This window comes from Devosia chinhatensis, assembly GCF_000969445.1.
Taxonomy (GTDB): Bacteria; Pseudomonadota; Alphaproteobacteria; order Rhizobiales; family Devosiaceae; genus Devosia; species Devosia chinhatensis.
In genome coordinates this window covers 1,589,595-1,601,984 of sequence record NZ_JZEY01000054.1, presented here as the reverse complement: position 1 = coordinate 1,601,984, position 12,390 = coordinate 1,589,595, and the positions used below count along the sequence as shown (strand labels likewise).

Here is a 12,390-nt window from a genome sequence, read left to right as displayed (position 1 = left end):
ATGCGCGATCAACTTGAAGATGCCCACAAGCACATGGACGATGGCTATGGGCGGGCGCAGCACCTCAACAAGGTAGAATTGCCAAAGCGCTTTTATAGCAGCGTCGATGTGGCTCGGGGAGAGAATGGCTACTCGGTAACCCTGGACGGCAAACAGGTTCGCACGCCCGGGCACAAAATTCCCGTGGAAGTCCAGTCGCTTGTCATTGCTCAGGCGATGGCCGAGGAATGGGCTGCGCAGGGCGAATTCGTCGATCCGGCCACCATGCCGATGGTACGGCTGATCAATTCGGCCGTGGAGAGTGGCGAGGCGATGGCGCCGGCGTTCCGCGCGGAAGTCGGCAAGTTCGCGAGCAGTGATCTGCTGCTCTATCGTGCTGATTCTCCTCAGGAATTGGTCGAGACTCAAGAGGCGGTCTGGGACGACGTGCTGGTCAAGCTGGCCCGACATTTCGATGTGGCGTTTCAGCCGACGATCGGAATTATCCATCAGAAACAGCCTGATAGCACGCTCGAGAAGCTCGATGCGGCGCTTGAGGGGCAGGGGCTGCACATGCTGACGGCGCTGGTGTCGATCACCGGTCTGACCGGTTCGGGACTGCTGGCAATTGCCTTTTTGCATCAACTGCTTAGCGCAGACGATGTCTGGCTGGCGGCGCATGTCGACGAGGATCACCAGATCCGGCTCTGGGGCGAGGACGACGAGGCCATGGAGCGCCGCGCCAAGCGACGCACGGAATTCGACGTTGCCGTAAAGGTGGTCGAGGCTTTGCGTTGACGCGCAATTGGCTAGCAGACTGTTAGCGTTGAGTGTCGCCTAGACCCGACTAACGAGCCAATCGGCGACGTCCGGCGCGATTTCGCGCAGCGGCGCGAGGACGAAGTCCCGTTCATGGGCGAAACGATGCGGCAGGGTCAGCTTGGCGCTGTCCATTTCGACCCGCTCATAGGCGATGACGTCGATGTCGATCAGGCGCGGCCCCCAGACTTCGTGCCGCACCCGTCCCATGTCGCGCTCGATGTCGAGACAGGCGTGGAGAAGGTCGATTGGCGACAACGTCGTGTCAATGCCAATGGCCATGTTGGCGAAGTCTGGCTGATCTGTCTTGCCCCAGGCCTTGGTCCGGATAATGGCGGATCGGGTGGTGACCGTGATCTCGTGGCTGGCGTCGAGCCGGCGGACGGCCTCGGTCAGCTGGGCAGAGGGGTCGCCAATATTGGCGCCGAGGCTGAGCCAGGCCTGTGCCATCAGAGGGGCCTCACGCGGTGCAGTTCAATGGCGGCCTCGCCGCGCACCATGGCAATGGGCGCCTCGGGCTTGCGGACACGGACGATGACCCAGGTGATGTCGGAGAAGGCGGTGAAGAGGGCGTCGACGATGTTCTGTCCGACGGCCTCGATCAGATGCATGCGCCTGGTCTCGAAGGCCGATTTCACAACATCGTAGATGTCGGCATACGAAACGGTGGCGCCGATAGTGTCGGTCTGGGCGGGGCTCGACAGATCCACCCCGCATTGCAGGTCGATGAGAAAGCGCTGGCCGAGGCGCGCTTCTTCGTTGAAGAGACCGTGATAGCCGTAAAAGCCCAGATCGTTGAGAATGATGCGATCGCCGGAAAAGGGTGTGGTCATGTCGGATCAATCCTCGGACTGGGGCGGGCCATAGAGCGTGGCCTGCGCCACACGCAGCGCGTCGCGGTTTTCCGCCACGTCGTGGACGCGGAAGATGTGGCCGCCGCGCTCATAGGCCTGAACAGTGGTGGCCAGGGTGCCGGGCAGGCGCTGGCTGGCTTCATTGCCGAGCAGGCGACCGATCATCGACTTGCGCGACGTGCCGATCAGTAGGCCCTGGTCGGGAAAATTGCGAGTCAGATCGGGCAGTTGCCGCAGAATGCTGTAATTCTGATTCAAGGTCTTGGTGAAGCCGAAGCCCGGATCGAGCACGATCTGGCTCGAGGCGATGCCGTGACGGTTGGCAATGGCGAGCGTCTCGGTGAAAAAGCGGATCATGGCCGGGATGGGATCGGTCGCTGCGGTCCAGGCGCGGTCCCAATGCATGGCGATGATCGGAGCGTCATGGAAGGCCGCAATCGCGGCCATCTCGGGAGAACCCTGGAGGCCATTGACGTCGTTGACGATGTCCGCGCCGGCCTGGAGGGCCTGATCGGCAATCAGCGGCTTCATGGTGTCGATGGAAATGGGCACGGCGATTCCGGCGGCGCGAATGGCGTCGATCACCGGCATGACCCGATCAAGTTCTTCCTGGGCACCGACAGGCTCGGCCCCGGGACGGGTGCTTTCGCCGCCAATGTCGAGGACGTCGGCGCCCTGGTCGAGCATGATGTGGGCATGGGCAAGGGCCGCTTCGACATGGTTGTGGCGGCCGCCATCGGAGAAGCTGTCCGGCGTGACATTGAGGATGCCCATGACCAGCGGACGCTGGCCGAGAACGAGGGGCGGGCGATGGCGCAGGGCGAGCGAATGGGTCTTGTGCATGCGGTGAGGGTTCCGGCCCGTAGAAGGCGTATTTATACACCGCGCCTTTCGCTTGGAAGCGGTTACCCCGGTGCAGTGAAGAAACAGGGCGTGCCGCCTTTGCGGAGATGACCCAAGACTGGCCCGGAATGGACTAGGCGTGTCGGCGGGCTTCGAGCACGGATTTGATGATCAGCGTCACCACGGCGATCAGGGTGAGCGTCGAGGCGGCGGCAAAGGCGCCGGTGACATTGAAATCGTTGAACAGGAGATTGATCTGGAGGGGCAGGGTATTGGTCTGGCCGCGAATGGCGCCGGATACAACGGATACGGCGCCGAATTCGCCCATGACGCGGGCATTGGTGAGCACGGCGCCGTAGACCAGGGCCCAGGAGATGTTCGGCAGGGTGACATGGAAGAACATCTGCCAGCCATTGGCGCCGAGCGAGAGGGCGGCCTCCTCGTCCTCGGTGCCCTGCTGGCTCATCAGCGGGATCAGCTCGCGCGCGGCATAGGGTGCGGTGACGAAGAGGCTGACCAGCACGATGGCCAGCGGAGTGAACATGATCTGGATGCCTGCCGCCTGCAGGCTTGGGCCGAGCAGCCCCTGGCCGCCGTAGAGGAAAAGATAGACCACGCCGGCCACGATGGGGCTCATGGCAGCTGGCAGCTCGATGAAGCTGACGAGCAGCTGTCGGCCACGGAACCGGAAGCGGGTGACAAGCCAGGCCAGAGCTGCACCCACCACGATATTGATGGGAACGACGATGAGGGCGGTCAGGACCGTGAGCCAGATGGCGTGCAAGGTATTGGGGTGGACGATATTGGCAACATAGACCTCAAGCCCTTCGCGCAGGGCGAAGGAGAAGATGAGGACGAGCGGCACGACCAGAATGAGCCCGGCAAGAAGGAACGACAGGGCCACGAGCATTTTGGCGCCAGGAGAGCTGGGGTGCGGGGTCATGGCGTCCTCTTCTGGAGGAGGCTGGTGGGAAGGGCGGGAAGGAACATTGATGGCCGCATCACGCAGCGCTCCGGTCTACATAGCGCGTCTGCCAGGCGGCAAGGGCGTTGGTGGCAAGCAGAGTCAGGAACGCGACGGCCAGAAGGACGGAAGCGAGCGCCGCGGCGGCCTCGTAATTGTATTCGTCGAGCCGGATGAAGATCAGCAGCGAGACAATTTCGGTGACGCCGGGGAGATTGCCGGCAATGAAGACGACGGCGCCGAACTCGCCGAGGGAGCGGGCGAAGGACAGAACACAGCCGCTGATGAAAGCGGGCATGATGGTGGGCCAGACGATGCGGGTGAAAATCTGCCAATTGCTGGCGCCCAGCGTCTGCGCCGCGGCTTCGAGGCCGAAATCGAGATCTTCGAGGACCGGCTGGACGGAGCGGACCACGAAGGGAATGGAGGTGAAGCTCATGGCAGCGACGATGCCGAGCTGGGTATAATTGACCTTGATGCCGCTGGGTTCGAGCAGCTGGCCGTACCAGCCGTTGTCGGCAAAAAGGGTAACCAGCACGAGGCCCGCAACAGCAGTGGGCAAGGCAAAGGGGAGGTCGACGAGGGCATCGAGGACACGCCGGCCCGGAAAGCGATAGCGCGTCAGCACCCAGGCCAGCAGCAATCCGACCGCACCATTGAGGATGGTGGCGTAGAGCGCGGACGAGAACGTGATCTGGTAGGCCGCAACGGCACGGCGCGAGGAAATGATGCGCCAGAATTCTTCCCAGCCCATGCCGGCGACCTTGAGCAGCATGGCCGCGATGGGCAGGAGAATGATCAGTGTCACATAGAACAGCGAGACGCCCATGGTCAGCCCAAAGCCGGGAAGCAGGTGCTTGCTGCGGGATGCGGGCATTGCGGCGGGTCTCATTTCAACGCGTTGAGGCGGGCAAGGGCCCGCCTGTGTTCTGGACTAGAATCGGCGGCAGGCTTGTCGACCCGCCTTCTGTTTCAACCCCGGATCTCGACACCTTGCTTGTAGCGGCGATCGCTCCTGCTGCAAGATGAATTGCCGGGATGAACCCGGCAATGATGGTGGAAAGCTGGTACCCGAGGCGGACGACGCCCCGGGCGGATGCCAGATCCTTACTGGTTGACGAAGACCGTATCGAGCAGGCCGCCATCAGCGAAGTGCTCTTCGGCGACGCGATCCCAGCCGCCGAAGGCGGTGTCGACGTCGATCAGCCGGATGTCGGGGAAGCGATCGGCGAATTCTGCGGCGACGGCTTCGTCATTGACGCGGTGATTGCGTTCGGCGGCGACGCGCTGACCATCGGTGGAGTAGAGGAAGTCGAGATAGGCCTTGGCCAGGTCGCGGCTGCCGCGGGCATCGACGACGCGATCGACGATGGCGACGGGGAATTCGGAGAGCAGGCTCACCGACGGCACGACGGCCTGGTAATTTTCGGCCCCGAGCAGGTCGACGGCGCTGAGCACTTCGGCTTCGAAGGTGATCAGGACGTCACCCAGCTGACGCTCGGTGAAGGCAGTGGTGGCGCCGCGACCACCGGTTTCGAAGACGGGAACGTTGAGGAACACCTTGGTCAGGTAATCCTCGACCTGGGCCTGGTCGCCGCCGAATTCCTCATCGGCCCAGGCGCGGGCGGCCAGATAGGTGTAACGCGCATTGCCGGAGGTCTTGGGATTGGGGAAGATCACCTGGACGTCGTCGCGGGCCAGATCGGCCCAATCGGTGATATTCTTGGGATTGCCGGCGCGCACGAGGAAGGCGGGGAAGGAATAGAAGGGGGAGGCGTTATTGGCAAACTCCGTCTGCCAGTCTTCCGAGACGAAACCGCCTTCGACCAGCCGCTGGATGTCGGTGACCTGATTGAAGGTGACCACATCGGCCGGGAGGCCCTCGAGAATGGCGCGGGCCTGGGTGGACGTGCCGGCATGGGACTGGTTGATGGTGACGGCAACGCCATTGGCCGCTTCATAGGCCGGCACGAAGGCGGCGTTTTCCGCGTCGAACAGCTCGCGCGCAATGTCGTAGGAGGCGTTGAGCAGGTCGGTCGGCTGGGCCAGGACCGGGCTCGCGGCGAGCAGCAGGGCGGCAGTGGCGGAAACGAAGAGCTTGTTCATCGGCGCGGAACATCCATCTCGGGAAAGGGCAATTGGCACCTTGATGCGATGGGGTTCAGCGACAGGTAAAGCGGTAAATGCTTGTGGGGGATGAGTAATTTACGATGGCAGCGTGCCCGGCAAAGTCATTGCGCCGGGCACGGCTTTTGCGCCAATTCCTTCCGGCCTAGCGCCGGATGGCCCGGGCAATGGCGATCAGGATACAGGCCCCGATAAATCCGGCCACCAGGTAGCCGAGCCAGCCGCCGAAGGATATGCCCAGAATGCCGAAAATCAGGCTGGCGACGATGGCGCCGACAATGCCCAAAAGGATGTTCATGAACACGCCAGTGCCTGTCTTCATGAACATGCTGGCGAACCAGCCGGCCAGGCCACCGATGATGATGGCTGCGATCCAACCCACTCCGTCAAAACCCATAATGCACTCCTCTCGCAATTGAGTCTCTCGACAACGTGATCGTGGCAGAGTGGTTGCGAAAGACACGTTTCGCCAGCGCTGGTCCTGTGCCAAACAGGAGGGGGAGGAAAATCATGACACTATTGCACACGACGCTCGGGCCGCTGGAACGCCATCAGCTGGGGCTGATCCTGCCGCATGAGCATGTGTTCGTCGATCTGCGGACGCCGGACCAGCCGGGCTATGCGGAAGCGGACGCAGACGACGTCATCGCGCTGATGGCGCCGCAAATCGCTGCGGCGAAGGACAGAGGCGTGACCGCGATCGTCGAATGCACCACCGGCGGGGTGGGGCGGCGTGCCGATATCGACATTGCCGTCTCCAAGGCGACGGGCATGCCCATCGTGGTGCCGACGGGCAATTATCGCGAGCCGTGGATTCCGGCCTGGGTAGCCGAGGCGAGCGAAGACGCGCTCGAGCGCTGGATGCTCAAGGAATTGACCGAAGGCATGGACGAGACCGGCGTGCGGGCCGCCTGGATCAAGATCAGTGCCGGGGACGATGGGATCACGCCGATGGAGGAGAAAATCCTGCGCGCGGCCGTGCGGGCGGCGATACCCACTAATGCGGTGATCGGCTCGCATACGATCAAGGGACGGGTGGTGCTGGACCAGCTCGATATCATCGCGGAGGAGGGCGGGAATGCCGGACGGTTCATCTCCATCCATAGCCAGGCCGAGCCGGATTTCGGGCTCAATCTGGCGGTGGCGGAGCGCGGCGCGTGGATCGAATACGATCATATCGGCCGCGACCCCGATGATGAGGTGCTGGCGCTGATCATGCGCGCACTGGAGGCGGGGCTCGGCAAGCAGATGCTGCTCAGCCATGACCTTGGCTGGTACGATCCGGCGCAAAAGGGGGGCGGTGTGCCGCGGCCCTATACGCATTTGATGGATTGGCTGCTGCCAGCGCTGCACGATCGGGGGGTCGGTGCCGAAATCGTGCGGCAGGTGACGCACGACAATCCGTTCGATGCGTTCGCCCGCTAGAGATCAGGCGGCGTCGCGGATCTGGTAGGGCACGCGGGCCAGAAGCTGGCGGCCCGAATCCTCGATCTCGAAACAGCCACTCGACGGTTCATCGGCCAGATGGACGGCGCCGCGCGCGGCAAAGCTTGCCTCTTCAAGCGCGGTGTTGAGCGAGGGCAGGAGAATGCCGTCAATGTCGATCTGCAGCTGGCCGTCAGCGTCGCGATGATTGAAGAAATAGCGTTCCATGATCAGTGTCCCCAGTGGATTTCGAACCCTGAACGCCAGAACGCCCGGGACGTTGCCCGGGCGCTCATCACATTTACACTTCGTTAAGACGAGCTAGGCCTGCGCCGGCTCGGCGAAGAGATCGTATTCGTCATTGTCGGTAACCTTCACCGAGACGATGTCGCCGATCTTGATATTGGCGGCGTTGTCGATGATGACCTGGCCGTCGATCTCCGGCGCGTCCCACTTGGAGCGGGCAATGACCCGGTTTTCTTCGGGGCGGACATCGTCGACGATGACGTCGATGGTGCGGCCGACCTTCTTCTGCAGCTGGTGGAAGGAGACGTTCTGCGCCACTTCCATGAGCTGGGCGAAGCGCTCTTCCTTGACCTCGTCGGGAACGATGCCTTCGAGTTCGTTGGCGGTGGCGCCGGTGACGGGCTCGTATTTGAAGCAGCCGGCGCGGTCGATCTCGGCTTCCTCGATGAAATCGAGCAGCATTTCGAAATCTTCATCGGTCTCGCCGGGGAAGCCGACGATGAAATTGGAGCGCACGGTGAGGTCGGGGACCTGGCGCTTCCAGTCGAGGATGCGGTTGAGGGTCTTTTCCTGATGCGCGGGGCGGCGCATGGCCTTGAGCACGTTGGGAGAGGCGTGCTGGAAGGGAATGTCGAGATAGGGCAGGACGAGGCCTTCGGCCATCAGTTCCATGACCGGATCGACATGGGGATAGGGGTAGACATAGTGCAGGCGCACCCAGGCGCCGAGCTCGCCCAGTTCCTTGGCGAGGTCGTAGAACTTGGCCTTGACCTCGCGGCCGCGATATTTGGACGTCGCGTATTTCAGATCGAGGCCATAGGCGCTGGTATCCTGGGAGATGACCAGCAATTCCTTGGCGCCGGAACGGATCAGGCCTTCGGCTTCCGAAAGGATGCCGGCAGCGGGACGGGAGGCAAGGTCGCCGCGGATCTGGGGAATGATGCAGAAGGAGCAGCGATTGTTGCAGCCTTCGGAAATCTTGAGATAGGCGTAGTGGCGCGGCGTCAGCTTGAGACCGCTCTCGGGCACGAGATCGACGAAGCGGTTCGGCACCGGGGGCAGGTGGTCGTGTACCGCCGAAACCACGCTCTCATATTGATGTGGGCCGGTGATGGCGAGCACCGAGGGATGGGTCTCGCGGATCAGGTTTTCCTCGACGCCCAGGCATCCGGTCACGATGACCTTGCCGTTCTCGTTAAGCGCCTCGCCGATGGCCTCAAGGCTTTCCTGCTTGGCCGAGTCGAGGAAGCCGCAAGTATTGACCAATACGATATCGGCGCCGGCATAATCGCGGCTGAAGGAATAGCCCTGCGCGCGCAGGGTCGTCATGATGCGCTCGCTGTCCACGAGTGCCTTGGGACAGCCGAGGCTGACGAGGCCGATTTTGGGCGCCTGGTTCATGCGCGTGCGAATTCCGCTTGTCTGTTGGTGCATCGGTGCGGCTGCAAAACCGCGTCAGAAAAGGGGCCGATACTGGAAATGATGGCGCGTCATACCGAAAGTCGGGCGGTTACGCAATGTGACTGCCCCGCAGATGGTGCGCAGGAGGCCTGTGCCAAGCGGTGAACACGGGCTCTTGAATGGTGCGCGATCGTGAACAGTGCGTGCGTCAACCACCCGATATTGCCGGACACGCCTTTCCGCTAGCCCTTTGCGATCGCGCCATCGGCGCAGCCCAAAAGGAGTCTATGCCTTGTTCGACCGTCTCTCCGCCTATGCGCCGCAGGCCCTCGCCGTGCTGCGCATTGTTGCCGCTGTCCTGTTCTTCTTTCATGGCACGCAGAAGCTGTTCGGCTTCCCCGCGACCGAGTTCATGCCGCCGGTGGGCAGCATTTTCTGGTTTGCCGGCGTCATCGAAATCGTGACTGGCATCCTCATCGCCATCGGCTTCTTCACGCGGCCCGCCGCGTTCCTGGCTTCGGGCACCATGGCGGTCGCCTATTGGATGGTGCATGCCCCCGGCCATCTCTTCCCGACCAATAATGGTGGCGATGCGGCAATCCTGTTCTGCTTTGTTTTCCTCTACCTGGTCTTTGCCGGCCCGGGCGCCTGGAGCGTCAACAAGAAGTAGGAGATCTGCGCTCTTCACCGTCGTTATCGCCGGGACAGGCCCGGCAGTGACGGTTAAGAGGAGCATCTCCAAACAAAAAGGCCGCCCCGGGGCGGCCTTTCGCGTTTCAGATATCGGTCCGCGGTGGCGTCCGCCTCGCGGTGCGCCGGGAGCGGAACGTTTCGCCGGGCCGCGTGGCCGGCGCGCGCAGATCATTATCAAGATCTGAGGCTGTCGTCGGCTGGCGGGGGACCGGGTCGGTGGCCGGGGTGAAATCATATTCATCGGCCTCGGCGTAATCGCTGTCCTGGCCTTCCTCGGCCAGATCACGGATGGCGTCGCGCACCTCGTCGAGAAGCGAGGCGGAATAGCGGGACCGCGCCATGCTATCGCCGGTCTGCTGATGGCTGCGGAACCAGACCATCAGCGCCTCGCAGCCTATCCGCAGGCCAACAAAGGCCAGGAGGCCGAAGACGACGATTTCGAGCAGGCCCCACAGGCCATTGCCGAAGCCCGTGCCGAAACGGAAGAAGAAATGGTTGATGGCCCAGAGCAGGATCGCGGCCAAGCCCAGCGCATAGAGAATGGGCACGAGACGCGGCGACAGGATCGAATCGAGCCGGAACAAGGTCTGGCGCGTCAGGAGGCGTTTGAGATCGTCCAGGGTCATCTTGGTCCTCGAATCCGGTTCCGCGCCTAAATTGGTCGGGTCACGCGGCGATAGCAAGGGCGGGGGCGCATGAATGGCGCCGAAATTTGGTCCGAAGCGGGCGTCAGGTTGCGCAAAAGGGGTTATGACTGAAGACCAGATCGTCCGCTGCAGGGGAATGGGTTGCCGGGTCGAGCCGGGCAGTGGCGCCCGGAGGCCGCATTCCCCCGAAGGCTAAGGCCGTGCGGAGGCCGTGGGGCCGAATATGGCCTCGAAGCGCCGGCGCAGCACCGAATCCACCTCCGGCATGGACAGGAGCAGGCCGAGATCCTCAAAAGAGGTGATGCCCTGATCGGTGATGCCGCAAGGTACGATCCCGTCATAGTGGGAGAGATCGGGCGCAACATTGAGCGAGATGCCGTGGAAGGTGATCCATTTGCGCACGCGTACGCCAATGGCGGCGATCTTGTCCTCACGGTTGAGGCCCTTGTCCGGGCGGGGCACCCAGACGCCGACGCGGCCATCGCGGCGGCCGGCAGTGATGTTGTGGGCGGCAAGGGTATCGATGACCCATTGCTCGAGGCCTTGGACGAGGCAGCGGATGTCGCGGCCCCGCTGGGTGAGATCGAGCATCACATAGGCCACGCGCTGGCCGGGACCGTGATAGGTATATTGCCCGCCGCGGCCAGCGGCAAAGACGGGGAAGCGCGGGTTGAGCAGGTCTTCCGCGCGGGCCGAAGTGCCCGCCGTATAGAGCGGGGGATGTTCGAGCAGCCAGACAGCCTCGCCGGCTGCGCCCGCAGCGATCGCGGCGACGCGCTCATCCATCATGGCCAGGGCCCGCTCATAATCGAGCGGAGCATCGAAAATCCGCCATTCCACCGGCCGTGCATCGGCGCGCCGCAGTTTCGCGCCGCTTTGGCACGCTTCGTTCAGGTTTGTTAACACTTCCATAACCAGGTCTGGCCGACTTTCATAAGTGCCGAATCCGCTCGCAGGGCGCGGATCATTTTGCTCGAAATGCGTATCTATGAGCACGCTGGACAATATTGAAGTCGATATCACGGTGGAGCTGGGCGCGACCACCATGCCCATTCATCATCTGCTGCGCATGGGACGCGGGGCGGTGATCGAACTGGACGCCACCGAGCACGACCCGCTCAGGATATATGCCAACAACACGCTCGTTGCCAAAGGCGAGGTCAATGTGGAGGAGGGGCATCTGCGCGTCTTCGTCACCGACAAGGTCTTCAAGATCGGCTGAGGCTTTTGGGGCCCGTGGCGACCATGGGAGCGTGTCGTCCACAGGCTGCATAAGAATTCCGATTTAACCGCTTGAGGTTGTGACGGACCTTTGCTACATCCCCACTCGCTTCGGCGCGGTTTGCTTCGAAGCTTCTACCACACAGTGCGGTCGTGGCGGAATTGGTAGACGCGCAGCGTTGAGGTCGCTGTGCCGCGAGGCGTGGAAGTTCGAGTCTTCTCGACCGCACCAGTCATCTAGTGGGTGACACACAAGAAGCCGCCGCAAGGCGGCTTTTTTGTTTTCGGTGTTCAGAGCGGCGTCTGCTGATGCTGCACCAGCTTCACTTCGCCTTCCAGCACCAGATAGGTCGACGAGCAGAGCGCCTGGTAGTCTTCCCCGTCATCGCGGCGGGCACGGGCCTTGTAGGCGAGCACCACGGCGACGGAATCGCCTGGGGTCGTGAGGGCCATCTCGCTGAGCTCGACATCCCTCCACCGCGGCGCCGCTTCGAGCGCCGCGAGAATCCGATCCCGATCCAGAATGCCTGTGGGGCCGAAGACCATGAGGCAGGAATCGGCCATCCGGGCTCGATAGGCCTCGGCGCCGTCGAGCCACAAGCCGCGTTCGATCTTCCAGAGTTCGTGCATGGCGGTCTCCATCGCTGTCGGTAGGTCAACCGGTTCGACAGCGATGGGTTCACCGCGATGCCCGGACTTAACCGCGGCTAGCGAGTTCGACGACGGGGATCGTGCGGCTGGTCTTGTTCTGGTAATCGGCAAATTGCGGGTAGAGACTGGCCTGGCGGGCATAGATCGCATCGCGCTCGTCACCTTCGAGCATGCGCGCGGTAACCGGGACACGCGAAATCTCCGTGCCGTCGCCAATGGATATGGCGGCATCGGGATGGGCCTTTAGATTGTGAAACCAGTCCGGATTGCTGTCATTTCCGGCAAACGAGGCGAAAATGAACCAGGGACCGTCGCCTTCGCGCAGATACATGAGGGGCAAGGTGCGCTCCTGACCGGATTTTGCGCCGGTGGAATGCAGCAGCAGGACCGGGGCGTCCTTGAAATAGCCGCCGGGCTTGCCGTTGGTGGCCATAAAATCGGCGATCACCTGCGCGTTGAAATCGGACATCGGAACCTCGGAAATTCTGTGGGAGTGACTGGAATATGGGGTCGTGTGCGG

General features: G+C 62.6%; 17 protein-coding genes and 1 tRNA gene. 5 read left to right on the top strand and 13 right to left on the bottom strand.

Translation table 11 applies throughout. The annotated features are described in order from the left end of the window. Positions 1–777, top strand: coding sequence for an ATP12 family chaperone protein (locus VE26_RS07710; RefSeq protein ID WP_046104428.1), 777 nt, complete (start codon positions 1–3; stop codon positions 775–777). 39 nt (positions 778–816) lie between these two features. Here VE26_RS07710 and folK read toward each other — a convergent pair whose 3' ends face one another. The 7 genes from folK to VE26_RS07675 all read right to left on the bottom strand — a co-directional run bounded on the left by folK (position 817) and on the right by VE26_RS07675 (position 5,983). Further along, entirely contained in the window at positions 817–1,248 is a 432-nt protein-coding gene (gene folK / locus VE26_RS07705) for a 2-amino-4-hydroxy-6-hydroxymethyldihydropteridine diphosphokinase (protein WP_046104427.1), read from the bottom strand. Continuing rightward, positions 1,248–1,631 (bottom strand): dihydroneopterin aldolase, encoded by a 384-nt coding sequence (folB, locus tag VE26_RS07700; protein WP_046104426.1) that lies wholly within the window; start codon positions 1,629–1,631, stop codon positions 1,248–1,250. The genes folK and folB overlap by 1 nt, the downstream gene beginning before the upstream one ends. A gap of 6 nt (positions 1,632–1,637) precedes the next feature. Next, entirely contained in the window at positions 1,638–2,495 is an 858-nt protein-coding gene (gene folP, locus VE26_RS07695) for a dihydropteroate synthase (protein WP_046104425.1), read from the bottom strand. Positions 2,496–2,628: 133 nt separating this feature from the next. Beyond that, positions 2,629–3,405 (bottom strand): sulfate ABC transporter permease subunit CysW, encoded by a 777-nt coding sequence (cysW, locus tag VE26_RS07690; protein ID WP_084620113.1) that lies wholly within the window; start codon positions 3,403–3,405, stop codon positions 2,629–2,631. Between the two features lie 91 nt (positions 3,406–3,496). Beyond that, complete coding sequence (gene cysT, locus VE26_RS07685) at positions 3,497–4,336, bottom strand: sulfate ABC transporter permease subunit CysT (protein WP_152658761.1); 840 nt, start codon at positions 4,334–4,336, stop codon at positions 3,497–3,499. Between the two features lie 230 nt (positions 4,337–4,566). Further along, positions 4,567–5,565: a thiosulfate ABC transporter substrate-binding protein CysP gene (cysP, locus tag VE26_RS07680; protein WP_046104422.1), complete on the bottom strand. Its 999-nt coding sequence runs from the start codon at positions 5,563–5,565 to the stop codon at positions 4,567–4,569. Between the two features lie 166 nt (positions 5,566–5,731). Next, entirely contained in the window at positions 5,732–5,983 is a 252-nt protein-coding gene (locus VE26_RS07675; RefSeq protein WP_046104421.1) for a GlsB/YeaQ/YmgE family stress response membrane protein, read from the bottom strand. 113 nt (positions 5,984–6,096) lie between these two features. Between VE26_RS07675 and VE26_RS07670 the strand changes: the two genes are divergently transcribed. Continuing rightward, positions 6,097–7,011, top strand: coding sequence for a phosphotriesterase family protein (locus VE26_RS07670; RefSeq protein ID WP_046104420.1), 915 nt, complete (start codon positions 6,097–6,099; stop codon positions 7,009–7,011). A gap of 3 nt (positions 7,012–7,014) precedes the next feature. Here the strand turns inward: VE26_RS07670 and VE26_RS07665 are convergent, their stop codons facing one another. Both VE26_RS07665 and rimO read right to left on the bottom strand, forming a co-directional pair. Beyond that, positions 7,015–7,239 carry a DUF6894 family protein gene (locus VE26_RS07665; RefSeq protein ID WP_046104419.1) on the bottom strand — a complete coding sequence of 75 codons (225 nt, stop codon included), beginning with the start codon at positions 7,237–7,239 and terminating at the stop codon, positions 7,015–7,017. A gap of 93 nt (positions 7,240–7,332) precedes the next feature. Beyond that, positions 7,333–8,658, bottom strand: coding sequence for a 30S ribosomal protein S12 methylthiotransferase RimO (rimO, locus tag VE26_RS07660; protein ID WP_200897215.1), 1,326 nt, complete (start codon positions 8,656–8,658; stop codon positions 7,333–7,335). Between the two features lie 292 nt (positions 8,659–8,950). Between rimO and VE26_RS07655 the strand changes: the two genes are divergently transcribed. Further along, positions 8,951–9,328 carry a DoxX family protein gene (locus VE26_RS07655; RefSeq protein ID WP_046104417.1) on the top strand — a complete coding sequence of 126 codons (378 nt, stop codon included), beginning with the start codon at positions 8,951–8,953 and terminating at the stop codon, positions 9,326–9,328. A 106-nt stretch (positions 9,329–9,434) separates the two neighbouring features. Here VE26_RS07655 and VE26_RS07650 read toward each other — a convergent pair whose 3' ends face one another. Together VE26_RS07650 and lipB are read right to left on the bottom strand one after the other, a co-directional pair. Continuing rightward, positions 9,435–9,977 carry a DUF4282 domain-containing protein gene (locus VE26_RS07650; RefSeq protein WP_046104416.1) on the bottom strand — a complete coding sequence of 181 codons (543 nt, stop codon included), beginning with the start codon at positions 9,975–9,977 and terminating at the stop codon, positions 9,435–9,437. Between the two features lie 213 nt (positions 9,978–10,190). Then, positions 10,191–10,916 carry a lipoyl(octanoyl) transferase LipB gene (lipB, locus tag VE26_RS07645; protein ID WP_425283853.1) on the bottom strand — a complete coding sequence of 242 codons (726 nt, stop codon included), beginning with the start codon at positions 10,914–10,916 and terminating at the stop codon, positions 10,191–10,193. A gap of 70 nt (positions 10,917–10,986) precedes the next feature. Here lipB and VE26_RS07640 point away from each other — a divergent pair, with 70 nt between their 5' ends. After that, positions 10,987–11,220, top strand: a complete 234-nt coding sequence (locus VE26_RS07640) for a FliM/FliN family flagellar motor switch protein (protein WP_046104414.1) — start codon at positions 10,987–10,989, stop codon at positions 11,218–11,220. Positions 11,221–11,366: 146 nt separating this feature from the next. Continuing rightward, positions 11,367–11,451: transfer RNA gene (locus VE26_RS07635), tRNA-Leu, on the top strand. 59 nt (positions 11,452–11,510) lie between these two features. Here the strand turns inward: VE26_RS07635 and VE26_RS07630 are convergent. Both VE26_RS07630 and VE26_RS07625 read right to left on the bottom strand, forming a co-directional pair. Further along, positions 11,511–11,849: a DUF4440 domain-containing protein gene (locus VE26_RS07630; RefSeq protein ID WP_046105144.1), complete on the bottom strand. Its 339-nt coding sequence runs from the start codon at positions 11,847–11,849 to the stop codon at positions 11,511–11,513. A 67-nt stretch (positions 11,850–11,916) separates the two neighbouring features. Continuing rightward, positions 11,917–12,339, bottom strand: a complete 423-nt coding sequence (locus tag VE26_RS07625) for a nitroreductase family deazaflavin-dependent oxidoreductase (RefSeq protein WP_046104413.1) — start codon at positions 12,337–12,339, stop codon at positions 11,917–11,919. Positions 12,340–12,390: the final 51 nt, after the last annotated feature.

Coding starts and splice junctions, on each gene's coding strand:
- VE26_RS07710 (WP_046104428.1), top strand. CDS start 1: ATGCGCGATCAACTTGAAGATGCCCACAAGCACATGGACGATGGCTAT.
- folK (WP_046104427.1), bottom strand. CDS start 1,248: ATGGCACAGGCCTGGCTCAGCCTCGGCGCCAATATTGGCGACCCCTCT.
- folB (WP_046104426.1), bottom strand. CDS start 1,631: ATGACCACACCCTTTTCCGGCGATCGCATCATTCTCAACGATCTGGGC.
- folP (WP_046104425.1), bottom strand. CDS start 2,495: ATGCACAAGACCCATTCGCTCGCCCTGCGCCATCGCCCGCCCCTCGTT.
- cysW (WP_084620113.1), bottom strand. CDS start 3,405: ATGCTCGTGGCCCTGTCGTTCCTTCTTGCCGGGCTCATTCTGGTCGTG.
- cysT (WP_152658761.1), bottom strand. CDS start 4,336: ATGCCCGCATCCCGCAGCAAGCACCTGCTTCCCGGCTTTGGGCTGACC.
- cysP (WP_046104422.1), bottom strand. CDS start 5,565: ATGAACAAGCTCTTCGTTTCCGCCACTGCCGCCCTGCTGCTCGCCGCG.
- VE26_RS07675 (WP_046104421.1), bottom strand. CDS start 5,983: ATGGGTTTTGACGGAGTGGGTTGGATCGCAGCCATCATCATCGGTGGC.
- VE26_RS07670 (WP_046104420.1), top strand. CDS start 6,097: ATGACACTATTGCACACGACGCTCGGGCCGCTGGAACGCCATCAGCTG.
- VE26_RS07665 (WP_046104419.1), bottom strand. CDS start 7,239: ATGGAACGCTATTTCTTCAATCATCGCGACGCTGACGGCCAGCTGCAG.
- rimO (WP_200897215.1), bottom strand. CDS start 8,658: ATGAACCAGGCGCCCAAAATCGGCCTCGTCAGCCTCGGCTGTCCCAAG.
- VE26_RS07650 (WP_046104416.1), bottom strand. CDS start 9,977: ATGACCCTGGACGATCTCAAACGCCTCCTGACGCGCCAGACCTTGTTC.
- VE26_RS07640 (WP_046104414.1), top strand. CDS start 10,987: ATGAGCACGCTGGACAATATTGAAGTCGATATCACGGTGGAGCTGGGC.
- VE26_RS07630 (WP_046105144.1), bottom strand. CDS start 11,849: ATGCACGAACTCTGGAAGATCGAACGCGGCTTGTGGCTCGACGGCGCC.
- VE26_RS07625 (WP_046104413.1), bottom strand. CDS start 12,339: ATGTCCGATTTCAACGCGCAGGTGATCGCCGATTTTATGGCCACCAAC.